General features: G+C 63.6%; 19 protein-coding genes. 4 read left to right on the top strand and 15 right to left on the bottom strand.

Going from position 1 to position 25542, the window contains the following annotated elements; translation table 11 throughout:
- Positions 1-6: 6 nt before the first annotated feature.
- From X750_RS0132115 to X750_RS161490, 5 genes are all read right to left on the bottom strand, one after another.
- Positions 7-1518 carry a malonyl-CoA synthase gene (locus tag X750_RS0132115; protein WP_031196999.1) on the bottom strand — a complete coding sequence of 504 codons (1512 nt, stop codon included), beginning with the start codon at positions 1516-1518 and terminating at the stop codon, positions 7-9.
- Positions 1519-1748: 230 nt separating this feature from the next.
- On the bottom strand, positions 1749-2486 hold the full coding sequence (locus X750_RS161475) for a GntR family transcriptional regulator (protein ID WP_023694237.1): 738 nt from the start codon (positions 2484-2486) through the stop codon (positions 1749-1751).
- A 494-nt stretch (positions 2487-2980) separates the two neighbouring features.
- The gene (rpe, locus tag X750_RS161480; protein WP_023746599.1) at positions 2981-3658 is read right to left on the bottom strand and encodes a ribulose-phosphate 3-epimerase; all 678 of its coding nucleotides are present in this window, start codon (positions 3656-3658) and stop codon (positions 2981-2983) included.
- Between the two features lie 303 nt (positions 3659-3961).
- A complete protein-coding gene (locus tag X750_RS161485) occupies positions 3962-7819 on the bottom strand; it encodes a hypothetical protein (RefSeq protein ID WP_023746598.1) in 3858 nt (1285 codons plus the stop codon).
- 10 nt (positions 7820-7829) lie between these two features.
- Positions 7830-9782 carry a hypothetical protein gene (locus X750_RS161490; protein ID WP_245271801.1) on the bottom strand — a complete coding sequence of 651 codons (1953 nt, stop codon included), beginning with the start codon at positions 9780-9782 and terminating at the stop codon, positions 7830-7832.
- 501 nt (positions 9783-10283) lie between these two features.
- On the opposite strand from X750_RS161490, the gene X750_RS161495 reads away from it, so the two are divergent.
- The gene (locus X750_RS161495; protein ID WP_023746596.1) at positions 10284-11876 is read left to right on the top strand and encodes an ABC transporter substrate-binding protein; all 1593 of its coding nucleotides are present in this window, start codon (positions 10284-10286) and stop codon (positions 11874-11876) included.
- A 6-nt stretch (positions 11877-11882) separates the two neighbouring features.
- Complete coding sequence (locus X750_RS161500) at positions 11883-12746, top strand: hypothetical protein (RefSeq protein ID WP_023746595.1); 864 nt, start codon at positions 11883-11885, stop codon at positions 12744-12746.
- 6 nt (positions 12747-12752) lie between these two features.
- On the opposite strand, the gene X750_RS161505 is transcribed toward X750_RS161500, so the two are convergent.
- The 7 genes from X750_RS161505 to X750_RS161535 form a co-directional block, all read right to left on the bottom strand.
- Positions 12753-13688 (bottom strand): alpha/beta hydrolase, encoded by a 936-nt coding sequence (locus X750_RS161505; RefSeq protein WP_023742553.1) that lies wholly within the window; start codon positions 13686-13688, stop codon positions 12753-12755.
- A gap of 124 nt (positions 13689-13812) precedes the next feature.
- Positions 13813-14595: a carnitinyl-CoA dehydratase gene (locus tag X750_RS161510; RefSeq protein WP_023711294.1), complete on the bottom strand. Its 783-nt coding sequence runs from the start codon at positions 14593-14595 to the stop codon at positions 13813-13815.
- Complete coding sequence (locus X750_RS161515; protein WP_023742554.1) at positions 14588-16666, bottom strand: acetate--CoA ligase family protein; 2079 nt, start codon at positions 16664-16666, stop codon at positions 14588-14590. The genes X750_RS161510 and X750_RS161515 overlap by 8 nt, the downstream gene beginning before the upstream one ends.
- A 3-nt stretch (positions 16667-16669) precedes the next feature.
- Positions 16670-17833, bottom strand: a complete 1164-nt coding sequence (locus tag X750_RS161520) for an acyl-CoA dehydrogenase (protein WP_023684275.1) — start codon at positions 17831-17833, stop codon at positions 16670-16672.
- 5 nt (positions 17834-17838) lie between these two features.
- Positions 17839-18933: a carnitine 3-dehydrogenase gene (locus X750_RS161525; protein WP_023742555.1), complete on the bottom strand. Its 1095-nt coding sequence runs from the start codon at positions 18931-18933 to the stop codon at positions 17839-17841.
- Positions 18934-18935: 2 nt separating this feature from the next.
- Positions 18936-19559 (bottom strand): HD domain-containing protein, encoded by a 624-nt coding sequence (locus X750_RS161530; protein WP_023742556.1) that lies wholly within the window; start codon positions 19557-19559, stop codon positions 18936-18938.
- Between the two features lie 14 nt (positions 19560-19573).
- The gene (locus X750_RS161535) at positions 19574-20497 is read right to left on the bottom strand and encodes a 3-keto-5-aminohexanoate cleavage protein (protein ID WP_023742557.1); all 924 of its coding nucleotides are present in this window, start codon (positions 20495-20497) and stop codon (positions 19574-19576) included.
- A gap of 78 nt (positions 20498-20575) precedes the next feature.
- Between X750_RS161535 and X750_RS161540 the strand changes: the two genes are divergently transcribed.
- Positions 20576-21556 carry a GlxA family transcriptional regulator gene (locus X750_RS161540; protein ID WP_023668864.1) on the top strand — a complete coding sequence of 327 codons (981 nt, stop codon included), beginning with the start codon at positions 20576-20578 and terminating at the stop codon, positions 21554-21556.
- Positions 21557-21617: 61 nt separating this feature from the next.
- Here X750_RS161540 and X750_RS161545 read toward each other — a convergent pair whose 3' ends face one another.
- Together X750_RS161545 and xylA are read right to left on the bottom strand one after the other, a co-directional pair.
- On the bottom strand, positions 21618-21821 hold the full coding sequence (locus X750_RS161545; RefSeq protein WP_023668865.1) for a hypothetical protein: 204 nt from the start codon (positions 21819-21821) through the stop codon (positions 21618-21620).
- A gap of 204 nt (positions 21822-22025) precedes the next feature.
- Positions 22026-23351 (bottom strand): xylose isomerase, encoded by a 1326-nt coding sequence (xylA, locus tag X750_RS161550; RefSeq protein ID WP_023684279.1) that lies wholly within the window; start codon positions 23349-23351, stop codon positions 22026-22028.
- A gap of 112 nt (positions 23352-23463) precedes the next feature.
- On the opposite strand from xylA, the gene X750_RS161555 reads away from it, so the two are divergent.
- Positions 23464-23826, top strand: coding sequence for a nuclear transport factor 2 family protein (locus tag X750_RS161555; RefSeq protein ID WP_023715528.1), 363 nt, complete (start codon positions 23464-23466; stop codon positions 23824-23826).
- Positions 23827-24017: 191 nt separating this feature from the next.
- Here the strand turns inward: X750_RS161555 and xylB are convergent, their stop codons facing one another.
- The gene (xylB, locus tag X750_RS161560) at positions 24018-25472 is read right to left on the bottom strand and encodes a xylulokinase (protein WP_023746594.1); all 1455 of its coding nucleotides are present in this window, start codon (positions 25470-25472) and stop codon (positions 24018-24020) included.
- Positions 25473-25542 lie beyond the last annotated feature (70 nt).

The raw sequence follows: 25542 nt of genomic DNA, 5'->3' as shown, positions 1-25542 counted from the left end.
TATGGATTAGCCGTAGAGACCCTTGTAGGTCTCGCGCAGCAGGTTCTTCTGCACCTTGCCCATCGTGTTGCGCGGCAGCTCATCGACGAAGATCACCTGCTTCGGGTGCTTGTATTTGGCCAGCTGGCCGGCAATGGCGCCAACGATCTCGGCCCCGGTGATCTGCGATGCCGGCGCCCGCACCACGACAGCGGTGACGCCTTCGCCGAAATCGGGATGGGCAATTCCGATGACGGCACTTTCCAAGACGCCGGCAACGGCGTCGATCTCGCTCTCGATCTCCTTGGGATAGATGTTGTAGCCGCCGGAGATAATGAGATCCTTGCCGCGGCCGACGATGTGGACGTAGCCGTCCGCGTCGATGATGCCGAGGTCGCCGGTGATGAAGAAGCCGTCCTTGCGAAACTCCGCCTTGGTTTTTTCCGGCATGCGCCAATAGCCGGAAAAGACATTCGGACCTTTGACCTCGATCATGCCGACTTCACCCTGGCCAAGCGCATCGCCGCTGTCAGGGTCGGCGATGCGCAGCGAAACGCCGGGCAGCGGGAAGCCGACCGTGCCGGCCCGACGCTCGCCCTCATAGGGGTTCGACGTGTTCATGTTGGTCTCGGTCATGCCGTAGCGCTCGAGAATGGCGTGGCCGGTGCGCTCGCGCCAGGCGTTGTGCGTTTCGGCGAGCAGCGGCGCCGAGCCGGAAACGAACAGGCGGATGTTCTTCGCCGCCTGGGCATCCAGCCCGTCCTGCTGCAGGAGCCTGGTATAGAAGGTCGGCACCCCCATCAGCACTGTCGCGCGGGGCAAGAGCGAGACGATGCGGCCGGCGTCGAATTTCTGCTCGAACAGCATCGAGGCGCCGGCCATCAGGGTGACGTTGGTGGCGACGAACAGGCCGTGCGTGTGGAAGATCGGCAGGGCATGGATCAGCACGTCATCCCCGGTGAAACGCCATTGCTCGACCAGCACGCGCGCATTGGAGGCCAGGTTTTCGTGGCTGAGCATGGCGCCCTTGGAGCGTCCGGTGGTGCCCGATGTGTAAAGGATTGCGGCCAGATCGTTCGGCCCGCGCGCCACGGCGTCGAAATCCGTGGGCTGTTGTGCCGCCAGTTCGGTCAGCGAGCCCTCACCATTGCTGCCAAGCGTGAAGGTGGCAGCACCCGACGCGTGCGCCAACGGCGCGATAGCGCCGGCGCGGGCCGGGTCGCAGACGACCAGCCGCGGCTCGGCATCACCGAAGAAATAGCCGAGTTCGGCCAGCGTGTAGGCGGTGTTGAGCGGCAGGAAGACCGCGCCGGCGCGCAGGCAGGCGAGGTAAAGGAAAATGCATTCAGGGCTTTTTTCGACCTGCACGGCAACGCGGTCGCCCGGCTCGACGCCGAAATGCCTCAGCGCATGTGCCAGCTGTGCCGATTGCGCCAGCATGTCGCCATAGGCGATCGCGCGTCCGTCATCGGTCGCCATCAGGATGCGCTCGGAGGCTGAAATCCGGCTGCGGAACGCGTCGAACAGGTGATTGGTCATGCGCATTCCCTAGAGATGATGCCGAAAAGTGTGAAGCGGTTTTCGGAGGACATCATGCTCTATCCCTTTGATTTAGAGCCGGATGGCCTTGGAACAAAGGAAACGATTTCGCCTCCGTCCGGCAAAAACGTGAAATCGGGTTTGCCGCCGATCAGATGAAGGCAAGCGGACTTGGATAACGGGCGATTTTGGATAGCGGGCGGATTTTGGATAGCGGACCGGAAGCGCTTCTATCTGCGGCTGCGCAGCGCCTTGGTGGCGCTCACGCGTGGATCGCCGCTGTCGTTGAAGCGCTCCATGCACATGGCTGCCGTCAGACGGTAGTGGTTGAGGAGGGCTTCAACGGCGCCGTCGGCATCGCCATCCACCGTGCGCTCCGCAATCAGCCGATGTTCACTGATTTCGTCGCGCTCGCTGCCGTCCTGGGAGATCAGCCGGTAACGGGAGGCCTGATCCGAAAGCTGGTCGCAAAAGCCGGTCAGCCAATGCGAGCGGCAGCCTGCGATCAGTGCCCGATGGAAGGCGCGGTGCAGCTTTTCCCATTCCGGATTGTTCGAGGACGGATCCTCCGGCAAGCGGCGCGGGGCACGCGCCAGGCGATGCAAGGCCAGCACGAGCTGCTCTTCCCATTCGCCGGTGCGGTTGGCAATGGATTCACGCAGCGCCCGCTCTTCCAGCCAGCAGCGGGTGCGCGTCAATTCCTCGAGTTCCGGGGCACTGACCGGCATGATGAAGAAACCGCGCTGGTCGTGGCGGCCGAGCAGGCCTTCCGAAGCAAGTCGGTTGAGGGCCTCGCGAACCGGTGAGGCGCCGGCGCCGTAACGGGAAACCACCCATTCGACACGAAGCTTGCTTTCACTTTCAAACACGCCGCGCAGGAGATCGTCGCGAAGCTGTTGATAGACCGTACTAGCGAGTGTGCTCTTGGGTCCCGCGCCTTCGCTCACATCGGCAGATCCGTAGGTCAATATGACTCCTGTAGCTCTCCCATGCTCCGCTAGCCCGTTCGCGAAGCAAACGATTTCCCCTGTAAATTTACTGTAACTCCTAAGGCATCCGCCCCTCAAGCGAAAGATCACGATATTCGACTTAAAGAGGAAGGTTGACCGCATCTTATCCGCCGGAAGTAACTAAAATCGTGAAAAACTTGTTCTTCTGAAGAAAGTTTGTCTGCCAGCATGGCAGGTGCCCTCGAGAAACAGCTTCGAGATCCCGAATACGGATAATTTTTTCTTAACGCGCGTCATGCCGCCGGATTGACCTCTCCCCGCATGCAGATCCCTTCGGCAGTTATCCACTAGATTTATGGGCCAAAACTAGTGCCGGATGCCGCGATCCTGTCGCTTGCCGCGATGCCCTTGCGGCTGCCACCCGTTGACGGCTTTTTGGGAGATCGAAGGATCAGGCAGGGAGATCAGGCCGAGGAGAACCGACCAGCCGGGAACTTGCCCTGGAACTGATGTCAGCCGGCAGCCCGGTCGGCCGCGGTTCGGATGGCTTCTATATTGGCCCGGTAGGCTTCGACGCTGCCGCCCTTGAAGATGGCGGCGCCTGCCACCAGCACATCGGCGCCGGCTGATGTGACCAGGGGGGCGGTTTCCGGCGACACGCCGCCGTCGATCTCAATGCGAATCGGCCGGTTGCCGATCAGCGCTTTCACCCGCTTGACCTTGTCGACCATGGCCGGGATGAAGGCCTGGCCGCCAAAGCCCGGATTGACGGTCATGATCAGGATCAGGTCAAGCCGGTCGAGCACATATTCGATCGCACTTTCCGGCGTCGCCGGATTGAGCGATACGCCAGCCTTCTTGCCGAGATCCTTGATGGTCTGAAGCGAGCGGTCGAGATGCGGTCCGGCCTCGGCATGCACGGTCATGCCGTCGCAGCCGGCATCGGCAAAGGCGGCCAGATAAGGATCGGCCGGCGCAATCATCAAATGGCAGTCGAAAAAGGCCTTGGTGCGGTTGCGGATGGCCTTGATCACCGGCGGGCCGAAGGTGATGTTGGGCACGAAATGCCCGTCCATCACGTCGAGATGAATCCAGTCGGCGCCGGCCGCCGCCACCGCCTCGACCTCGTCGCCGAGCTTCGAGAAATCCGACGCCAGCACCGATGGCGCGATCAGGGTCTTCCTGCTCATGATGCGGCCCCTTTGGGCGCCCTGTTTGCGGGCGCGGCCTTGACGACTGCTAGAGCAATTCCAGGAAAAGTGGGAACGGCTTTCCGTCCGGAATTGCGTGAAAACAAAGAGATAGAGCGGTTCGGCGTTTCCACGAAACGATGAACTGCTCTAGACCATGATCCCGAAAAGGGAAAGTCGGTATTTGCTGCGCCCGGCAGCGGGTTCGGCGAATACCTGGCCGCCCGATCGCCGCAGCGCGCCCAAGGAAAACCCCGCCGGATCGCTCCGACGGGGCTCTGAATTTTGACTCGTATCCAGATCCTATGGCTTGAAGTTGGCCGCCGGATCCCTTTGCGGCTGTACCTGCGTCTGCGGCGTGCGCTTCGGTATGAACTGCTGAAGGACACCTGGATTGAGCAACAGGGTCGGATCGAGCGACGGCTGCTGCCGGATGGCTCTGCAGTTCGGGAACCGACCAACGGTGCCTTCGGGGCAGCGCCGCCTGATGATCGGCACGCACTGGCCGCCGACCATCTGCGAGCCCGGGGCGCAGTCTCCCACCTGCGGCCTCGGCTTGCGGCATGCGCCGTCGATCACCTGGGTGCCGCGCGGGCAAACACACTCGCCGCGCTTGTTGTGCACCTGGCCGCGTATGTCGCACTGTTCCAGCACAGGCTTCTTCTGCCGGCAGGCATTGCCTTGCACCTCGGTACCCCGCGGGCAGACACAATTGCCGTTGGCGTCGTGGACCTGGCCGCGGATCGAGCACTGCTCGGGCTTCGGCCGGATCGGCCGGCAGACCTTGCCCCTGACTTCTGTGCCGTCCGGGCAGACGCAATCGCCATTGGCGTTTTGGATCTGACCACGGATCGAGCATTGTTCAGGCTTTGGCCGGATCGGCCGGCAGGCTCCATTGCGCACCTCTGTCCCACGCGGGCAGACACAATCGCCATCGGCGTCATGAACCTGGCCGCGTATGCCGCACTCCTGAGGCTTCTGCTTGTCGCGCACGCAGGCATTTGCCTGTCGGTCGAGATGCGTACCTTCCGGGCAGTAGCAGCCATTGCCGTCCGACGTCGGGACCGAACCGGGGATGGTGCAGCCAGGGTTGTCGGTCTTGACGCAAGCGCCGTTCTCAAGCTCGGTTCCGCGCGGGCAGACACAGCGTCCATCCTCGGTGCGGATCTGGCCCTTGAGCAGCACGCAGGGCCTCGGATCCTTCGGCTGGATGATGACGCCGCCGTCGGGCGAGCACTGGCCGTTGCGGAACGTCGTGCCTTCCGGACACACGCACCGGCCGGCATCGTTCATGACGAAGCCTGGCGAGCATTCCTTCTTCACCTCGCGCTTGATGGTGAACGGATGGCAGGCATAGGCCTTGCCGCGATCGCCCTGGACGTTGGTCAGGTCGCCGGGCAGTACGTCGCCGCCGCCTTGCACCCTGGTGTCGGGAGACAAGACGCCGACGCAGTTCTGGCCGCTGACGTTGCCCCGCAGATTGACCAGGGGAGCGTCGGGAAGGACCACGGTGACCTTGTGCACATGGCTTTCCCCGGCGCCGAGCGTCAGGTTGGCAATGCAGGTCAACGGCAAGGTCGTCGGTTCGGGCGAGCAGCCAAAGGGCGGTTCGATCGAGGTGATCGCGACGCCTTGCAGCCGCCCCAGGCCGTCCACCCCGATCGCATCGCCGATGCGGACCGGACCGGAGAAGGCGGTCTGGCCATCATTGGTGATGGTGATCTCGAACGAGCAGGGTTGCCCCGGCTGGCACTCGGCATCGCCGGTCTTCTTGACGCTAATGGTGGACGTGCCGCCGCCCTTGGCGCAGGCCTGGCCGATCGGGTAGACGACGTCGTCTCCAGGGGCCGGGCCGTATGAGCCGCGTGCGCAGTTCTCGAACGCGCCATTGGCCAAGACCGTCACGTCGAAGTGCCTGGAGGTTCCGGGCGTCATCGCGGCGCCGGGTATCTGGCATGACAGCGCATTGGCCGGAACCGCTCCGCAGGCCCATTCCGCACCGTCGGGTGTGACGGTCTGGATCTGGACCGGCGCGCCACCCGATATCAGCGTGGCAGCATCGTTGACCCGCACCGGACCGGTGGGGGCAGAGGTGCCAAGGCTGATGACGGTGATGCGGCAGGAAACCACCGCCGCACCGGCGAGCGAGCCATTGCAGACCTTGGTGATGCGTAGGGTCGGCTTGCCGCCATTGGGATGACGGAAGCGTTCCTTGGCGCAGGCCTTGTTGTTGGTGAGGTCGACCTCACCGGAGACGGGCTTCAGCGCCGCGCAGTTCTCGACCGAATCCGACTGGTAGCCGGCCGGCATGACCGCCCTGACGACGATCGGCGTCGATGCGCCCGGCATCAGCACGATGCCGGCATTGTCGCAGCGGAACTGGCCGGGACCGTTCGGTCCGCATGTCCAGGGCGGAGACGGGCCGAAGGTCGAAGAGGCCGGCGCGCCGCCCGGGTAATTGTCGACAACCGTCAACGGCCCATTATAGGGGACGCTGCCATTGTTGATGATGTCGATCACGAAGTAGCAGATGCCGTCGGGCGTGCAGACCGGGATGCGGGCACGCTTCTTCAGGATCAAGTCGACCTTCTTGTCGACTGGGGGCCGGCAATCGCGGTCGCGGTCGCCACGCCGGCAGATCGGGATCGAGGCACAGCCGCGATCGTTCTGCTGGCTGCCGAACAGCGGCTTGCCGCTGGCGCCGTAATTATAGGTGGCGCAGTTGCGCAACGCGCTGCCTTGCCAACCACCCGCCGGCTTGAAGCCGAGCTTGAGGTTGATGGAGGCCCCCGGATTGAGCGTGGTCACCGGATAGGTGCACGTCATCGGGGTCACGCCGGGCATGCATACCCAGGGCGGATTGGGCCCTGCATCCAGAGTCGAGCCGGCCGGCAGCGTCACCTCATCGAGCACGATCTTGCCGTGATACGGCCCGTCGCCGACATTGGTGACCTTGATGGTGAAGTCGCAGCCGCCGCCCATCGTGCAACGCGTCACGTCGGCGCGTTTCTCGACCTTGAGGTCCGGTTCCTTGTCCTTGGGCGGACATCTCAAGTCACGCGGGATGACGATGTCGATGGTCTGCGTGCAGCATAGTCCCCAGCCCTCCTTCGGGCCGGCATAGGTCTCGATGCCGGTGACGATGAGGTGGATGACGTCGCCGGGCGACGCACCGACGATCTTCCAGTTCAGCACACCGCCGCCCGCCGGCACCATTTGCGTGTCGGGGATGATGGTGATGCCTGGGGTCGTCGTCGATACCTGCACCCATTTGCCGCCCATCTCCGGGCCGACAGGCATGTGGTAGATGAACGCGCCGCCGCCTTGCATGCAATCGACCGTGCCGCGCTCCACCTTGAAACATTCCCGGTCGGGAGGCGGAGGCCGCTTGTCACAATTGGTGAGGTCGATCTTGATCGAGGTCTTGGCCCCGGTCTTGTAGTCGCCGTCGTCGGGCTTGCCCGGATCCTGCGACGGGATGATGGCCCCCGTGCCGACGCCCGGCGTCACCTTGATCATGCCCTGGTTGTCGACGATGGTCGGCGAAGGAAACGCCGCATGGTCGATCTTGGCGGTGATCTTGAAATTGATGACGCGTTCATTGCCAGCCCCAGCGCCGTCGAGATCGGTGGTGGAAATCCGGAAATCGGAAACCCTTGCCGTATCGTTCGGATTAGCCGAGGTGCTGATTGTCGCACCCGGCAGCGGTCCGCCAGACGCATCCGTGCCGTCGCCGGACACGTTGACGTTGACGATCGCAAGACCGTGCGGAAGCTGATCCTTGAAGTCGAGTTGGAGTTTCTTCAGCCTGGCCGAAAAGCTTGGGTCGGCAAAGCCTTGCGAGTCGCCGCGCAGGCCAAAGCTCAGAGAGTAGACGACGTAGTCGCAGCTCCTCTGTGTGCCTGTTTTGGTGAAGAACGGCACGATCCGTTCCGGCCTCGGATTGACGATTTTTGAATTGTCGAGGTCGAGCCGCAGTTCCGGAGTGATCGGGACTGCATCTTCGGCGTGGCTTGCCACAGGGGTGAACATGGCGACCGCGATACCGGCCGCCATCAGCCAGCGCGCGCCGCGCCTGGCATATGACAGGGGTTTCATGATGGTCTCCATGACGTTGGATTGACTGCTGTTCGCGGTCGGGGAAAGTGCGAGATTTTTCATCTTCCCCTCCTCAACGTTCGCAGCTGACGGCTGGGGTTCTGAGCGGCAAAGTCATCTTGCAGCAAGGGTAGTAGCCACCCTTGTCCTTGTCGGACTGCCTGTAGAAGCAAAGTCCAACATCGACTCTGTCGCCCGGAGAATGGCCGGTGATGTCGACCGTGTAAGGCTTACCGGGAGCATGCGACTGGGGTGATGTCACCCCGACGCCTGGTGTCATGGACTGGACCTTGATCGAATCGCCGCCAAAGCCGGCATGGTCATGGAGATAGAGGTCGGCCTGGAGGCCGCGAGGCGTGCAGTAGAACTGAACATCCTCGACATCGATGCACGGAGGCAGATCGCCGGGCGGTGGGAAGCCCGGCGGATAGAACGGCGGCAGATAACCGCCTGGGATCTCTTCATAATAGCCGGCACGGCCGTCGCAGGGGTGCCAGACCTCGACGTCGCCGACATGGCCTTCCACTTCTGGGTCTTCGAAATAGCCGTGGAAGTCGACGAACCACGAGCCGAAAGGCGGCACGTTGGCCGGCTTGACCAACGGCGTCGGCGTGATCTGCACGCCGTGCACGGCAAGCGGCCCGCCGGCGGCGAGCTGGTCGGCAAGTGTCGGGTTGTCGCGCAGCTTGTCGCCGGTGTTGACCAGCGTGTCGGTGCACACGCCGGTGTCGAGATTGCCGTCGGCGTCATAGCCATATTGCAGGTCGAGCCCACCGGCCGACTGCCGGTTGCCTTGCGGGAAGCCGACTGCATATTCCTGCGGCTCTTCCACCCAGACCGATTCCGTCGCCGGATCGTCCGGGTTTTCGCGCCAGTAGCGGATGACCTCGCCCTTGCCGGAATCGGCGAACTGGCTGTAATCGTAGCGATTCTCGACCGGGCCGCGCTGCGCCAGATACATGAAGCCCTGGTTGTCGAAGGCGATGTCGGTGACGGCGTAGTCCTTGTCGGCCTTGACCGTCAGCTCCCAGCGCGGATCACCGGCAAAGCTGCCATCGCGGGCAATGCCAACCGACCAGATCTCGGCCTTTTCGCCGACCGAATAATAGAGCCGGCCGCCATGATAGGCGACGGACCAGACGCGGCGTTCGTCCTGCGTGTAGCCCCATGTGTCGGGGTCTTCCGAGTCGAAGGCAGCACCCTGTATGTCCATCACCGCACCGTCATCGGCGACGGGAGCCAGCCCATGCGCCGGCCGCCCGGCAACGCCGTGATCGAATGTGTCGATCAGCGTGCCGTTGGCGTCGAGGCGGTGGATGAGGCCGGTGTCGAGATCGCTGGCGAAGAACTCGCGGTGATTGCTGTCGAAGCTGATGTCGCCGATGCCGGAACCGCTGTTGGTGTCTATGTCGGCGAATTTGGAGACCGCGCCGGTGATGCCGTCGATCTTCCAGATCGTGCCCGGACCGCCACCGCTTTCGGTGCCGAACTGGCCGTCCATGAAGACGGCGCCTGCGGTGCCGCGGCGCTGTCGCTCGGGCCGACCGTCGGCATCTTCGTCCGGGGTGACGATACGGATGCCGTGCAGCGAGGTAGCGCCGGCATAGAGATTGGGGACGCCCGAGGGAACGCCGTCGCGCATACCGTCATCATAGGTGATGGCGAATACCTGGCCGATCTGTTCGGCCGTCACCTCGAAAGGCGGCGGCGTGTAGACGAGCTGGCCGGAAGCCGGTCCGCCGAGCGCCGAAACGTCGAAGACGCGCAAGGTGGCGCGCGTCGTGTCGATGAAGGTTTCGTCGACCGGGTCGACGCCGGGCGGCAGCCCCCCCCTTTCGGAATCGGCAGAGTCGAAATTGGGAATGACGGTGCCGGAAAATCCGGTGACCGCCATCGAGCCGGGATAGACGATCTGGGTTTCCTGCGCTTGGGCGGCTGTGCCCAACCAGAGCGTGGCGCTCAGCGCCAGGGCAAGCAAACCGCCGCCCAGATGGAGCGAACGGCGGAAACCGCTTGGAAACGACATGGACGCGCCGCGATCGCAGGACATAAAACTCCCCCCGAAGTTTTCGGGAGGAACATCCGGTCCGGCCGCGCGAAACAGGGCAAGGCGCGGCGTTCCGGCACGTTCGTCCCTGATCGAATTGTCTGCTTTCCTCATCTTCACGATACGCCTGCTCCTGCGCAGGGTCAACGGAATCAGCCGAAAGCCCAGCGCATCGACTCCATCCCGAAGGCGGTGGTCGCGCTGAGCTTGCGTTGGTCCCGGAGACCGTGGAGCCTCTGGGGTCCTGGTCATGGGGCATCCTTTCCGGCCCGCACCATGCGGCGCCTGGTCGTCAGTCGCCGGCTGGAGCAGAAAGGTTCATGCAAAACGGCGGCCGGGTCTGTCCGCCATTTCACAGAGGCGCGGCTAATTCCTTGTGTCAACTCAGGTGGAAAACAGTCTTGGCGCGCGAAAGACCGGCCGGCTTACTTACCGTCAGTGCCGGCTTCTGCTAGCGTCTTCCCAACCCTGGGGGGTATCATGACACGCAGGCACTTCGTTCTATTGCTGGCGGCGCTTTTTCCATGTGCGTTGCCGGTCCATCAATCCTTAGCCAAGACCTTGGTCTACTGCACCGAGGTTAGCCCCGATACGTTCGATCCCGCACTCGCCTCCGGATCCCGCGACGCCTCGGCCACCGCTCTCTATAACCGCATGGTTGAGTTCGAGCCCGGCACCACCAAGGTGCGCCCCGGCCTTGCCGAAAGCTGGGAGATTTCCGACGATGGCCTCACCTACACATTCCACCTGCGGCAGGGCGTGAAATTCCACAGCGTCGAGGGCTTTACGCCTAGTCGCGACTTCAATGCCGATGACGTGCTGTTCACCTTCGACCGGCAGGCCAACGCGCAGAACCCGTTCAACAATTACGCCAAACGCCAGTACATTTACTTCGACGGCATCGGCATGCCGGATCTTGTCGCCGGTTGGCGCAAGCTTGACGACCATACTGTGGTGATGACGCTGAAGGCGCCGCATTCGCCGATGCTAGCCGACCTGGCGATGGATTTCGCTTCGGTCGTTTCCAAGGAATATGCCGACAAGCTCGTCGCAGAGAAGCGGCTTCTCGACCTGGCGCTGAATCCGGTCGGGACGGGTCCGTTCCAGCTTGTCGACTACCAGCAGGATGCAGTCATCCGCTACAAGGCCAATCCGGACTACTGGCGCGGCAAGCCGAAGATCGACGATCTCGTCTTCGCCATTGCCACCGATGCCAGCATTCGCATGGAAAAGCTGCGCGCCGGCGAATGCGATCTCATGCCCTATCCAAATCCGGCCGACCTGGAGGCGATCAAGGCGACGCCCGGAATCAAGGTCATGCGGCAGGAGGGCCTCAATACGGGATACCTCGCCTTCAACACCTTGCAGAAGCCCTTCGACGATCCAAGGGTGAGGAAGGCGATCGCCATTGCCATCGACACGCAGGCGCTGGTCGACGTCGTATTCCGCGGCACCGGCGAAGTCGCACGCAATCCGCTGCCGCCAACCTCCTGGGCCTATGACAAGACGAGCCCCGATCATGTCTTCGACCCCGCTGCCGCCAGGCAGGGGCTCGCCGATGCCGGCGTAAAAGACCTGCACATGAAGATCTGGGCGATGCCGGTGCAGCGTCCGTATAACCCGAATGCGCAGCGTATGGCCGAAATGATCCAGTCCGACCTGGCAAAGATCGGTGTCACCGTGGAAGTCGTGACGTATGAGTGGACTGAATACCTTGCCCGCTCGAAGTCACGCGACCGCGACGGCGCCATGCTGTTCGGCTTCACCGGCGACAATGGCGACCCCGATAACTTCCTGTCGGTGCCGCTTGGCTGTGCCGGCGTCGGCACCACCAATCGTGCCAACTGGTGTTTTCCGGCCTTCGACGATCTGCTCAAGCAGGCAGCCGGGATCGTCGATCCCGCTGCCCGCGCAAAACTCTATTCGCAGGCGCAAACGATCTTCAGGGAGCAGATGCCGTGGGTCGCTATCGCCCACTCCGTGGTCTCGATCCCGATGCGCGAACAGGTGACGGGCTATGTCATGGACCCCTTTGATCACCATGATTTCTCGGGCGTCGATATCAAGGAATAGCGTTCGGTGTCTGCCGCCGATCTCGATGTCTATGTAGAGAGCCTGCGCAATTTCCGACTGGTGCGGAGCTATAGCATCGCGCAGTTGCTGCCTTACCTGGAACAGGCTGGATTGAAAGTGCGCCTGCTCGACCGGCCAGCCGGCCGAGATCGGGCGCCGGTGGCCTTTCTGCATGTCGACCTGACAGTCGTGCCGCCAACGTACCGCGGGCTCGGCCACCTCTACGACCGCACCATCAATGGCCGCGCGCTGTCCATCCACCGGCACCTTTATTCGACACTGAAGCTGGAGGCCGGCGACAGCCACAAGGGGCCGGTTGTCGTCAAGACGGTCCTCAACTCCAGGGGCCGACCAGAGCAGCGCTGGTGGCAGCATCGCAACGGCCTGACCAGGAGCGCGCATGCCATCCGCAAGCTCTTCGAACCCGGCTACAAGGACCGCCTGTGCCCGCCCTATAAGGTCTACCAGACGATCGGCGAGGTTCCGCGGGATGTATGGCGCAACAATCGCCTGATGGTGGAACAGTTCGCTTTCGATACCCTCGACCTGCCCATCGTCAAGCACCGCTACATGTTCCTGCTCGGTGCCGAGGTCAACATGCGGCAGGTCTACGACGATGTGTTGTGCGCCGGCTCAAAAATCCTGAGCAATGAGGTGGGCGGCGCCGTGCCACCGGAAGTGCTGGCGGTGCGGCAGCGGCTCAACCTGGACTTCGGCGCCATCGACTATTTCATTGTCGATGGCAAAGGCGTTGTCGTGGATGCCAACAAGACCGTCGGCTCAAACCCTGAATGGCTGAAGAAGAATCGCTTTCGTCGGGAATTCAACGATCGCATGGCTGAGGAACTGATCGCCTTTGTCCGCGGTTGAGCCGGATCACCAGATCCAGTCGCCCTTGCCCAGCACCGACACCGCTTCGACGATACGGTTGAAGCTGGCGCGGGCCCGGCCAACCGTGTGCCTGGCCCGGAGATAGCCGTGCACCAGTCCCGGCTCCTCGAACCAGGCGGCATGGCCGCCGGCAGCGAGGACGCGATCGCGATAGGCCTCGCCGTCCGACGACAGCGGGTCGCATTGCGCGGTGATCAGCACTGTCGGTGGCAGGCCGATGAAATCTGCGTCGGCCAGTGGATACAAAGTGATGTCGCCGGTCCCATCGAGGCCGCCGGTGCGGACATCCCTGTAGAAGTCGAGATCGCGCACCGTCAGCATCGGCGCTTCCGCATGCGTCAAATAGGAGCCTTGCGAACGGTCGCCGCCGAGGCCGGGATAGATCAGCACCTGGCCGATCGACTTTTTGGCATGGCTGCGCGTCGCGTGGGCGAGAGCCGCGCAGAGATTGCCGCCGGCGCTGTCGCCGCAGAGCAAAATAGGGCAGTCGTAGTTTGAGGCCGTCCATTCGAAGGCATGCAGCGCATCGTCGAAGGCGGCCGGGTGCAGATGCTCCGGCGCCAGCCGGTAGTCGATGGAGACCACTTCGAAGCCGGTCCGGGCGCACAGCTCGGCGCAGACATCGTCATGGCTGTCCAGCCCACCGAGGATGAAGCCGCCGCCATGGATGTAAAGCACCATCGCGGCATGGCCCGGTGTCGTGCTGCGATAAATGCGGATCGGGATGTCGTGGGCGGCAATGATTGTCGTTTCCGCCGTCACGCCATCGGGATAGCCGGCAAAAAACTCGCGGCACATCCTGTCATAGATCGCACGCTGCTGGGCGATGGTGTAGTCGATCGTGTCGGGAGGATAGTAGGAGTTGGTCTTCTCGATGAAGGCCCAGGTCTCGGCGTCGATGAGGGTTTTGTAGTCGGTCATGCAGCTCCTTTACCTCCCCCTTGATGGGGGAGGTCGCCGCGAAGCGGCGGGTGGGGGGTGGTGGCGCATCACCCCACCCCGGACCTTCGGTCCGACCCTCCCCATCGAGGGGAGGGTAAAGAGGCTACTTCCCCTTCCACACCGGGTCGCGCTTTTCCGCAAAAGCCCGGAACCCTTCCATATTGTCCTCCGAGCCATAAAGCGCATCGACCGTCGCCAATTGCCGGCGCGTCACGCGGTTCATCGCGTCCTGGAAGGTCAGCGCCTCCGCCACCCGCGCCGTCTCCTTGATCGCGGCGAACACCAGCGGCGGGCCGCTGGCGAGCAGCCTTGCGATCTCCCAGACGCGCTCCTCGAGCTTGTCCTTGGGCAGCACTTCGTTGACCAGGCCCCAGCGATGCGCTTCCGCCACATCCATCCAGCGGCCGGTGAGCAGAAGGTCCATGGCGACATGGTAGGGAATGCGCTTGGGCAGCTTGATCGTCGCGGCATCAGCCAGCGTGCCGGCGCGGATTTCGGGCAGGGCGAAGGAGGAATGGTCGGAGGCGAAAATGAGGTCGCAGGACAGCGCCAGCTCGAAGCCGCCGCCCACCGCCATGCCGTTGACGCAGGCAATGATCGGCTTGTTCATGTCGCGCAGCTCCTGCAGGCCGGCAAAACCGCCGACGCCATAGTCGCCGTCGACCGCGTCGCCACCGGCGGCTGCCTTCAAATCCCAGCCGGCGCAGAAGAACTTGTCGCCGGCGGTCTTGACGATGGCGACGCGCAATCCGGGATCGTCGCGGAACGCCTTGAAGGTCTCGCCCATCAGCCGCGAGGTCTTGAGGTCGATGGCGTTGGCCTTGGGCCGGTCGAGCGTGACCTCGAGGATGGTGCCCTCGCGGCGGGTGGAAATGACGTCAGACATTCTTCTTCTCTCCCAGCACCAGCAGCGCGTCGGCGATCCAGGCGCCCTTGCCCTCGGCGCAGACGATCAGCGGATTGATGTCGAGTTCCTCGATCTCTCCGGCATTCGTCTGCACGAAGCCGGCAATGCCCGCGATGGCGTCGATGGCAGCGCCGACATCGGCCTTGGGCCGGCCACGATAGCCGTCGAGCAGCGGAAACAGTTTGAGGCCACGCAGGGCGGCCTCGATGTCGTCGCGCGTCGCCGGCAGCATCAGCGTGACGCTGTCGCGCAACAGCTCGACCAGCACGCCTCCGGTGCCCAGCGTCATGACCGCGCCGAACATCGGATCGCGGGTGAAGCCGACGATCAACTCGGCAACGCCGTCGCGCACCATGCGCTCGAGATAGAGGCCGGTGCCGAGCGGCAGCAGATCATGCGCCGCCGTGCTCACGGATTCGGCGTCCTTGAGGTTCAGCCTGACCGCGCCGACTTCCGATTTGTGGGTGACTCCGAGCGCCTTCAGCGCCACCGGGAAGCCGAGCGCCATCGATGAGATGACGGCCTCGACAGCATTGGCGGCACGTTCTGCCTTCGGCACAGGCAAGCCGGCCTTGATCAACCGCGCCTTGGCTTCGGCCTCGTCAGGGGTGACATGGTCACCTCCGGCCGCACCTGCAGCCGACGTGTCGATAGACTGCGCCTGCGGCTCGGCCCAGGCCCAGCCGATGAAGGCTGCCGCACCTGCGGCATCCATGGCCTCGGAGATGCCGAACAACGGCACCATGCCGCGCGCCATCAGTTCGGCGGTGTATTCCTCCGGCAGGTTCTCCGGCAGCGAGGAGACGATCGCACCATGCGCCTTGTTGGTCTTCAGCGCCGATTCGAAGGCGCGCAGCGTCGCCCACCAGTCGGTGACCGAGCAGCGGTCGGGGCGCGGGAAATCGAGCACCAGCATGTTGAGGTCGAAGCCACCCGACACCATGGCGGTGAAGGTTGCGGTCATCGCCGGCTCGTTGTTCCAGATGAAGGTGTGATAGTCCAACGGGTTGGCGACCGCGACCAGCGGCCCGAGCGTCGATTTGACATGGGCGCGGTGCTTGCTGGTGAGCTCCGGGAAATTGACCCAGCGGCCTTCGGCGCTGTCGGCCATGACAGAGGCTTCGCCGCCGGAGCAGCTCATCGACGACAGACGATAGCCGGGCAGCGGCCCGGTGACATGCAGCAGCTTCAGCGCCTCGATGAAGGCGGGGATGGAATCGACGCGGGCAATGCCGAGCCGCCGCAGGAATGCGCCCGAGGCAGCGTCCGAGCCAGCCAGCGATGCCGTGTGCGAGACCGTCGCCTGCCGCGCCTGTTCGGAGCGACCGACCTTCATGGCGATGATCGGCTTCTTCAGTTCGCGCGCCCGCGCCGCCAGCTTCTCGAAGCCGGCTACCGAATCGAAGGCTTCGATGTGCAGGCCGAGCGAGGTGACGCGCTCGTCCTCGATCAGGCCGAGCGCCATTTCGGAGAGGCCGGTCTGCGCCTGGTTGCCGGCGGTCATCAGGAAGGCGATCGGCAGGCCGCGCTTCTGCATCGTCATGTTGATGGCGATGTTGGAGGACTGGGTGATGATGGCGACGCCCTTGGCGCCTTCGGGCAGCCTGATGCCGCCATGCTGGTCGGGCCATAGCAGCGCGCCATCGGCATAGTTGATCAGGCCGTAGCAGTTCGGCCCGATGATCGGCATCTGGCCCGCGGCAGCCACCAGTTCGGCCTGCAGCCGCTCGCCGTCATCGTCATAGGCCTCGGTCTCAAGAAAGCCCGCGGCAAAACAGACGGCGCCGCCGGCGCCACGCTTGGCCAGCGCCTTGATCACCTCGATGGTGAGATGCCGGTTTACGCCGACAAAGGCGGCGTCGGGCGCGTCGGGAAGGTCGGCGACCGAGCGATAGGCCTTGCGGCCGGCGACCTCGTCCTTGTTCGGATGCACCGGCCAGATTTCGCCGACAAAGCCCATCTTGATCGATTGGGCGACGACGGCGGCGGCCTGGGCCCCGCCGAACACCGCGATGGATTTTGGGCGCAACAGACGCTCAAGCTTGTGCATGGGTTATGCCCCGAACGGGCGCAGCAGCGCCCGCGAAATGATGTGGCGCTGGATTTCCGACGTCCCTTCCCAGATGCGCTCGACGCGGGCGTCGCGCCAGATGCGCTCCAGCGGCAGGTCATCCATCAGCCCCATGCCGCCATGGATCTGGATTGCTTCGTCGGCAACAAAGGCGAGCATTTCGGTAGCCTTCAGCTTCGCCATGGCCATGTCCTGATCGGTGACGGTGCCCTGATCGTACTTCCAGCCGGCTTCGAACACCATCAGGTCCGCCGCCTTCAGTTCCGTCGCCATGTCGGCGAGCTTGAACGACACGCCCTGGAACTTGCCGATCTGCTGGCCGAACTGCTGGCGTTGCGCCGAGTATTCGATGGCGTGGCCGAGTGCCCGCTCGGCGCGGCCGAGACAGGTGGCGCCGACCTGCAGGCGCGTGGCGCCGAGCCAGGAATTGGCGACGTCGAAGCCCTTGTGGACCTCACCCAGCACCTGGCTTGCCGGCAGGCGGCAATCGTCGAATTCGAGGATGGCGTTGGTGTAGCCGCGATGCGAGACGTTGCGGTATCCGTCGCGCACGGTGAACCCCTTGGTGCCCTTGTCGACGAAGAAGGCGGTGATCTTCTTGCGCTTGCCGCGCGGCGTTTCTTCCTCGCCCGAAGCCATAAAACAAATCGCGAAATCGGCGAGATCGGCATGGGAGATGAAATGCTTGGTGCCGTTAAGGACCCAGTCGTCGCCGTCCTGCACCGCGGTCGCCTTCATGCCTCGCAGGTCGGAGCCGGCGCCGGGCTCGGTCATCGCCAGGCAGTCCCACTTCTCGCCGCGGATGCACGGGAACAGGTACTTTTCGCGCTGCTCGGGCGTGCCGGCGAGCAGGATGTTGGAGGGGCGCGCGACGCAGGTCCAGTGCAGCGCATAGTTGGCGCGGCCGAGTTCCTTCTCGTAGAGCAGCCAAGTCACCGTATCGAGGCCGGCGCCACCGACATCGGCCGGCATGTTGGCCGCATAGAGCCCGGCTTCGATTGCCTTGACCTTGATCTCCTCGATCAGCTCGCGGCGCAGCACGCCGGTGCGCTCGACCTCGCGTTCATGCGGGTAAAGCTCGTTCTCGACGAAAGCGCGCGTCGTCTCGACAATGAGCTTCTGTTCCTCCGACAGCCCGAAATCCATGGTCTTCAGCCCTTCTTCTTTTTCTTCGGTTTTTCCGCCTTCTTTACCGGCTTGGATGCCTTGGACTTCTCGGCGGCCCTGGATGCGGCCGGCTTCTTCGCCGCCAGCTTGGCCAATTGCCTGGTATAGTCCTTGTGCAAGGCGCCGGCGCCCCAGCCCTTGCCTTTGTTCTGTTTCGACAGAGCATCCATAATCGCGACCAGATTGTCGTCGCGGATCTTTTCCAGCTCACGGATCGACAGGCCATGCGCCTGGTCGTCCGACTGGGTGGCGATCAGATCAACCAGCTCGTCGTTGAACTCCGGGACGTCCATCAGCTTGGTCCACGGCCATTTCAGGCACGGCCCGAACTGCGCCATAAAGTGGCGCATGCCGGCCTCGCCGCCGGCGACGCGGTAGACCTGGAACATGCCCATCTGAGCCCAGCGCAGGCCGAAGCCATAGCGCATGATGTCGTCGAGTTCCTCAACGGTGCAGATGCCGTCCTTGATCAGCCACAGCGCCTCACGCCACGCCGCTTCGAGCAGGCGGTCGCCGACAAAGGCCTCAATCTCCTTGCGGATCACCACCGGCTTCATGCCGATCGATGCATAGATCTCCTTTGCGACCTCGATCGCCTCTGGAAAGGTCTGTTCGCCGCCGACGATCTCGACCAGCGGCAGCAGATAGACCGGGTTGAAGGGATGTCCGACAACCAGACGCTCCGGATGCTTCTTCATCGCCACCTGCATGTCGGTCGGCTTGATGCCCGAGGTGGACGAGCCGACAATGGCGTTGGCCGGCGCGTAGAGATCGATCTCGGCCAGTACGCGGTGTTTGAGGTCGAGCCGCTCCGGCACGCTCTCCTGGATGAAATCGGCGTCGGCCACCGCCTCGGCGATGGTCTTGGCAAAGGTCAGTCTGCCTTCCCTGGGCAGGCCGCCGGGAACCATCTGCCTGTAGGCGCGGCGCGCGCCCTTCATCACTTCCGAGACCTTGCGCGACGCTTCCGGGTCCGGATCGAAGATCGACACGTCGATGCCGTTGAGCAGCAGCCGCGCCACCCAGCCGGCGCCAATGACACCGCCGCCAATGGCGGCTGCCTTGTTGATGATGCTCATGGTCAGGCTCCGGTTCTTGTCTTGGCTGTTTGAGGGTCGATGAGAGGCACGCGCTCGCCGACGCGGATCACGGAGGGGTCGTAGGCCTTGCGGGCGAAGACTTCGAGCACAAACTGGCGGAAGAATGCGATCGGCAGCGTGTCGTAGTCCGGGTCGAAGCTCGACTGGTCCCAGCGTTCGCAGAACTGGTCGCAATCGTCGAAATAGGCATGGCCGGCGAAGCGGTCGCGAGCATGGCGGTTGCCGCCGAGATGATGCGCGTAATAGAGCCGCTGGAAGTCGCCATGCTTTTCCACCACCCAGGTGCATTGTTCGCGCACGAAAGGTTTCAGGATCGAAGCGGCGTACTCGTCGTGATTGTAGGGAGCGTAGATGTCGCCGATGTCGTGCAGCAGCGCGCAGGCGATCCAGTCGGTGTCGGCGCCGTCGCGCCAGGCACGAGTCGCCGTCTGCAGCGAATGGCCGAGCCGGGTGATCTTGTAGCCGGACAGGCCTTCGTCGAGCTGCACCAAAGCGTCGAGCAGCCGCTCGCCGGTCCTGGCGGCATAGTCGATCTCATGGGCGGTCAGGAACTCGTAGTCTTGCCTGTCGCCATCCTTCATCGCAGTGAATTTGACGGTAGCCATGATCCGCTCCCGTTTTACGCAGCTGCTGCGATCGGCGCCCGTTTGGTCAGGTTGAGCTTCTTGCGCACTTCCTCGGGTCCCAGAATCCTGGCGCCGAGATTGGTGACGATGCTGGCGGCGCGCTCGACCAGCTGCGCATTGGTGGCCAGCACGCCCTTGTCGAGCCAGAGATTGTCTTCAAGACCGACGCGGACATTGCCGCCGGCGAGCACTGCAGCGGCTGCATAGGCCATCTGGTTGCGGCCGATGGCGAAGGCCGACCAGTTCCAGGTCGACGGCACGTTGTTAACCATGGCCATGAACGTGTTGAGGTCGTCCGGCGCCCCCCACGGCACACCCATGCAGAGCTGCACCAGCGCGTCGGGATTCAAGACCTTTTCTTCGACCAGCTGCTTGGCGAACCAGAGGTGGCCGGTATCGAAGGCTTCGATCTCCGGCTTGACGCCGAGCGCCGTCATCATGCCGCCCATTGCGCGCAGCATGCCGGGCGTGTTGGTCATGACATAATCGGCCTCGGCGAAGTTCATGGTGCCGCAATCCAGCGTGCAGATTTCCGGCAGGCACTGGCGCACATGTTCCATGCGGTTGGTGGCGCCGCCCATGTCGGTGCCTTTTTCATTGAGCGGCAGCGGCGCTTCCGGTGAGCCGAACACCATGTCGCCGCCCATCCCGGCGGTCAGGTTCAGGATCACGTCGACTTCTGCCGCGCGGATGCGGTCCGTCACTTCGCGGTAGAGATGGACATCGCGGCGCGGCTTGCCGGTCTCGGGGTCGCGGACATGGCAGTGGACGATGGCGGCACCGGCCTTGGCCGCATCGATCGCCGAATCGGCGATCTGCTTGGGCGAGCGTGGCACATGCGGGGAGCGGTCCTGCGAGCCGCCGGACCCGGTCACGGCACAGGTAATGAAAACCTCACGGTTCATCGCGAGCGGCATGGACATCTCCTCCCCATAGAAACAGACCCTAACAATGACCGACTTGCCGGAAACTGTTTTGCAATTTACGAAGCTCTCGTGATCAAAAGCGAAAAACCGACCATCTTTCGCGCTGAGCGATCGCCGCTCAAGGTGACGCTGCTGGTGTTTTCAGGCTCGTCCATCATGTGCGTGGCGTCGACCGTCGACCCGCTGCGCGCCGCCAACCGCATCTCAGGCGAGACGCTGTTCGATTTCAAACTGGTCTCGGTCACCGGCGAGGCGCCGGTCACCACATGCGGCCTGCCGGTGGCGGTCAGGGGCCGCTTCGATGCGGCCGAGCCGACCGATGTGCTTGTCGTCGTCGCCGGCTTCGGCACCCAGAATTACGCGACATCGGCTCTGCTTTCCGGATTACGGCGAGCGGCCCGCGCGGCTCGCGCCTGCGGCGGCGTCGAGGCCGGCACATGGCTGGTGGCGCGCGCCGGCCTCCTCGAAGGCCGCAGCGCCACCACCCATTGGGAAGACATGGAGGATTTTTCCTCCGCCTTTCCCGGCGTCGACGTGCGTCCGGACCGCTACGTCATCGACGGACCGGTGTTCACCTCGGGCGGGGCGTCGCCGACCTTCGACCTGATGCTGCATCTGATCCGCACCCGGCTCGGCATGGCCGTCGCGCTCGATGTCGCCAGCGTCTTCATCTACGACCAGGCGCGCGCCGCGACCGACGCGCAGCCGCTGGTCTCGCTCGGCCGGCTCGACGGCTACGACCCGCGTCTGGCGCAGGCTATCCGGCTGATGGAATCGCATGTCGACCAGCCGCTGACCATCGACGCGGTGGCAAAACGCGCCGGGGTGACGGCGCGGACATTGGAGAGCATTTTTCGCAAGTCGATCGGCGAGACGCCGGGCGCATATTATCTCAGGCTGCGGCTGGGCGCGGCGCGGCGGCTGGTGGTCGACACGCGGATCGCCATGGCGGATATTGCCGGGCGGACGGGGTTCTCGTCCGCCGCGGCATTTTCCAGAGCGTTTTCAAGAGCGTTCGGCGAAGCCCCGGTCAGGCTGCGCCGAGGTTGATGCATGTCGCCCAAAAGTGTGTCGCGGTTTTGGGATTACGACATGCACGGACAAAGGGAGATCAGGCTGCGTTCTGTCGATCGCTGCCGGCGTCCATCTGCGAGCGCATCTGCCTCGCCAGACGGACTTCAAATCGGCTGCTGACAGCACGATCCCATTCGTTTTTCACGCTGTCGGTCGGCCGCGGCAGCGCCATCAGCCGGTCGATGATCGATCCGGTCTCGCCGGATGAGAGCAGGGCGTCGATTTCGCGTTCATGCTGCATATCGGTTCGCCTCCTTCCTTTTCACCCGCCACAACCGCATCCTTATACGAGATACGTGACGGCAGTTTGAAGGCAAGAGCGAGGTCATTGAGGGGCGCCAAAGGGCAAACCCTTGTCGTCGGATAGGGTCTTGCGCAAACCCCATTCCGGGCGGCCGGAATGTTATCCAGCCACCCTTGAGCACAACGAATCGGCTTTCCGCCCTCAGACGTAGCGGTTGACGATGTTTTCCAGCAACTCCTGGCGGCCGGAGCGTGGCTGCGGCTCGATCTTCTTCTTCACCACGCGCTCGGCGATGTCTTCCAGCGAGCGCTTGCCCGACAGCATCGCCTTGCCCTCGGCCGTGTTCCAACCGGCATAGCGCTCGGCCAGCGGACCCGACAGCGCCTTGTCCTCGACCATCTTGGCGGCTGCCTTGAGACCTCGTGCGCAGGAATCCATGCCGCCGATATGGCCGATCAGCAGGTCCTGCGGGTCGAGCGACTGGCGGCGCAGCTTGGCGTCGAAATTGGTGCCGCCGGTCTTGAAGCCGCCGGCCTGCAACACCTGGTAATAGGCCAGCGCCATCTCCGGCACATTGTTGGGGAACTGGTCGGTGTCCCAGCCCGACTGGTAGTCGTTGCGGTTCATGTCGATCGAGCCGAAGACGCCGAGCGCATTGGCCAGCGCCAGCTCGTGCTCGAAGGAATGGCCGGCAAGAATCGCGTGGCCCTGCTCGATGTTCAGCTTCACTTCCTTCTCCAGCCCGAAGCGCTTGAGGAAACCGTAGACCGTGGCGACGTCGTAGTCGTACTGATGCTTGGTCGGCTCCTGCGGCTTCGGCTCGATCAGGATCGTGCCTTTGAAGCCGATCTTGTGCTTGTAGTCGACGACGAGACTGAGGAAGCGCCCGGCCTGCTCCTGCTCGCGAGCAAGATCAGTGTTGAGCAGCGTTTCATAGCCCTCGCGCCCGCCCCACAGTACATAATTCTCGCCCTTCAGCCGCTTCGTGACGTCGATGCAGCTTTTCACCGTCGCCGCCGCATAGGCGAAGACATCCGGATCGGGATTGGTGGCGGCGCCCGACATGAAGCGGCGGTTGGAGAACAGGTTGGCCGTGCCCCAGAGCAGTTTGACGCCGGTCTTCTTCATCTTGGCGGCAAAATAGTCGGCGATCTCGTCGAGCCGCGCGGCACTTTCGGAGAAATCCTTGCCTTCCGGCCGCACGTCGGCGTCGTGGAAGCAGAAATAGGGCGCGCCGAGCAGCGAGAACATCTCGAAGGCGACGTCGGCTTTCAGCTTGGCCAGTTCCATCGTGTCGACGCCGCCAGCCTTGGGAAACCAGGGCCGGTCGAAGGTCTGGCCGCCAAAGGGATCGCCGCCCGGCCAGGCGAAAGAATGCCAGTAGGCGACGGCGAAGCGCAGATGGTCTTCCAGCCGTTTGCCGGCCACCACCTCGTCGGGATTGTAGAAGCGGTAGGCCAGCGGATTGGTCGAATCCGGCCCCTCATACTTGATCGCTTTGATGTCGCCGAAAAATCCGCTGCTCATCTTTTTTGTCCTCTCCGAATAATCGCGCCTGATTACCTCAGGCGTAATTGGTTTCGCTCTCGCTCGGGGTGAAAAGCCTCGTGTCAAAGCCACTCAACGAAGGAGACAGACCATGACCGACCTCAACACGATCGCCCAGAACTACATCACCGCCTGGAACGAGGCCGATGCGGATCGCCGCGCCGAACTGCTCAAGGCCACCTTCACCGAAGACGTCAGCTACCGCGATCCGCTCATGCAGGGCGACGGCCATGCCGGCGTTGCCAAGCTGATCGACGGTGTACAGCAGCGCTTCGCCGGCTTCCGGTTCTCGCTGAAGGGCCAGCCGGACGGGTTTGGCGACCGCATCCGCTTCTCGTGGAATCTTGGGCCGGAAGGCGTGCCGTCGGTTATCGAAGGCACCGATATCGGTGTTATCGAAAATGGGCGCCTGAAGAGCGTCACCGGGTTTCTCGACAAGGTGCCGGCGCAGTGATCGATTAAGGGTGGCGCGAGACACCCCCCTCTGCCCTGCCGGGCATCTCCCCCGCAAGGGGGGAGATTGGCTGGCATCCACGCCTTCGCTAATCACCCACCTTACAAGACTGGCATACCCGCCGACGCTGCCGATCTCCCCCCTTGCGGGGGAGATGCCCGGCAGGGCAGAGGGGGGTGCCTCGCGCCGACTCACGCGGTCACGCCTTTGATCGCCGGGTATAGCGCCCGGTAGCGCTGGTACGCATCGGCATACGCCCCGCCAAGCGGGACATCCGGTTCGATCGTCGCATCCGTCCTCGGCGCCGTACACACCGCCAGCGGATCGGCTCCGATTGCAGCGATCAGCCCAAGCCTTGCCGCCCCAAACGCCGCGCCGAAATCGCCGTCGGCCGGAATGTCCACCGGCACCTGCAGCGCCGTGGCGATCGTCTTCAGCCAGTAGCGCGAGCGCGAGCCGCCGCCGATCGCGGTCACCCGTGTCAAGATCGTGCCGGCGGTCTTCAGGGCTTCGAGACTGTCGCGGAATGCGAAGGCAACGCCCTCGAGCACGGCTTGCGTCAGCACCGCGCGGCTCGACTCATGCGCCAGTCCGGTGAAGGACCCACGAATGGCGGAATCATTGTGCGGCGTGCGCTCGCCCGAGAGATAGGGCAGGAACGACACCCCGCTCGGCGCTTTCAGCACATCGCCAAGTTCGGCGGTCAATTCGCCGGCCTTCTTGCCTGAAATCTCCGACAGCCAGTTCAGCGAGTCGGTCGCAGACAGGATGACCCCCATCTGGTGCCAGGTGTTGGGCAGGGCATGGCAGAAGGTGTGGACCGCACTGGCCGGATTGGGCAGGTAGGAAGCGTTGGCGGCAAACAGCACGCCAGATGTGCCCAGCGACACAAAAGCGTGGCCGGCGCCGACCGTGCCCATGCCGCAGGCTGAAGCCGCATTGTCGCCCGCGCCACCGGCCACCGGGACGCCTGATGCTATGCCCCAGTTGGCGGCCAGTTCGGCGCGCAAGGCTCCGGCCTTCTCCGTGCCTTCGACCAGCGACGGCATCTGCCTTTCGTCGAGCGATGTCGCCGCAAGCAATTCGGGGGACCAGCGCCGCTTGCCGACATCTAGCCAGGAGGTGCCGGCGGAGTCCGACATTTCTGAGATATGCTCGCCGGTCAGCCAGAACCGAAGGTAATCCTTCGGCAAAAGCACTTTTGCAACCTTGGCGAAAACCGCGGGCTCGTTGTTCTTCACCCAGGCGAGTTTCGGCGCCGTGAAACCGGGGAAGACGATGTTGCCGGTGAGTTGGCGAAAGTGCGGGTCGGCATCGAGCGCCGCGGCCTCGGCGTGACTGCGCGTATCGTTCCACAGGATGCAGGGGCGCAGCACCTGGTCGCCGGCATCTAGCAAGGTGGCGCCATGCATATGGCCGGAAAGGCCGATGCCCTTGACCGCGGCAAGCTCTTTCGGGTGCGAGGTTTTCAGCTCGGCGATGGCCGTCTCGCAGGCGCGGATCCAGTCGGCGGGGTTTTGTTCGGACCAGCCGGGATGCGGCCGCGATACGTCAAGCGAAGCATGGCCGGAGCCGATGATCTTCTGCCCGGCATCGATCAACAGCGCCTTGACGCCCGACGTGCCGAGATCGAGGCCGAGATACATGCATTCCTCCCATTGCCATTAATTTTTTCGGGTCTCGAAAAAATCTGGCTTGCCAGTTTTTAAAACAAGA

Origin of the sequence: Mesorhizobium sp. LNJC391B00 (assembly GCF_000502535.1) — a bacterium.
Taxonomy (GTDB): domain Bacteria; phylum Pseudomonadota; class Alphaproteobacteria; order Rhizobiales; family Rhizobiaceae; genus Mesorhizobium.
Note: the sequence above shows the minus strand (reverse complement) of the source record. Positions and strands in the feature narration are given on the sequence as shown.

Coding starts and splice junctions, on each gene's coding strand:
- X750_RS161495 (WP_023746596.1), top strand. CDS start 10,284: ATGACACGCAGGCACTTCGTTCTATTGCTGGCGGCGCTTTTTCCATGT.
- X750_RS161485 (WP_023746598.1), bottom strand. CDS start 7,819: ATGAAAAATCTCGCACTTTCCCCGACCGCGAACAGCAGTCAATCCAAC.
- xylB (WP_023746594.1), bottom strand. CDS start 25,472: ATGTATCTCGGCCTCGATCTCGGCACGTCGGGCGTCAAGGCGCTGTTG.
- X750_RS161515 (WP_023742554.1), bottom strand. CDS start 16,666: ATGCACAAGCTTGAGCGTCTGTTGCGCCCAAAATCCATCGCGGTGTTC.
- X750_RS161530 (WP_023742556.1), bottom strand. CDS start 19,559: ATGGCTACCGTCAAATTCACTGCGATGAAGGATGGCGACAGGCAAGAC.
- X750_RS161490 (WP_245271801.1), bottom strand. CDS start 9,782: ATGTCGTTTCCAAGCGGTTTCCGCCGTTCGCTCCATCTGGGCGGCGGT.
- X750_RS0132115 (WP_031196999.1), bottom strand. CDS start 1,518: ATGACCAATCACCTGTTCGACGCGTTCCGCAGCCGGATTTCAGCCTCC.
- X750_RS161510 (WP_023711294.1), bottom strand. CDS start 14,595: ATGTCTGACGTCATTTCCACCCGCCGCGAGGGCACCATCCTCGAGGTC.
- X750_RS161555 (WP_023715528.1), top strand. CDS start 23,464: ATGACCGACCTCAACACGATCGCCCAGAACTACATCACCGCCTGGAAC.
- X750_RS161525 (WP_023742555.1), bottom strand. CDS start 18,933: ATGAGCATCATCAACAAGGCAGCCGCCATTGGCGGCGGTGTCATTGGC.
- rpe (WP_023746599.1), bottom strand. CDS start 3,658: ATGAGCAGGAAGACCCTGATCGCGCCATCGGTGCTGGCGTCGGATTTC.
- X750_RS161520 (WP_023684275.1), bottom strand. CDS start 17,833: ATGGATTTCGGGCTGTCGGAGGAACAGAAGCTCATTGTCGAGACGACG.
- X750_RS161505 (WP_023742553.1), bottom strand. CDS start 13,688: ATGACCGACTACAAAACCCTCATCGACGCCGAGACCTGGGCCTTCATC.
- X750_RS161545 (WP_023668865.1), bottom strand. CDS start 21,821: ATGCAGCATGAACGCGAAATCGACGCCCTGCTCTCATCCGGCGAGACC.
- xylA (WP_023684279.1), bottom strand. CDS start 23,351: ATGAGCAGCGGATTTTTCGGCGACATCAAAGCGATCAAGTATGAGGGG.
- X750_RS161535 (WP_023742557.1), bottom strand. CDS start 20,497: ATGCCGCTCGCGATGAACCGTGAGGTTTTCATTACCTGTGCCGTGACC.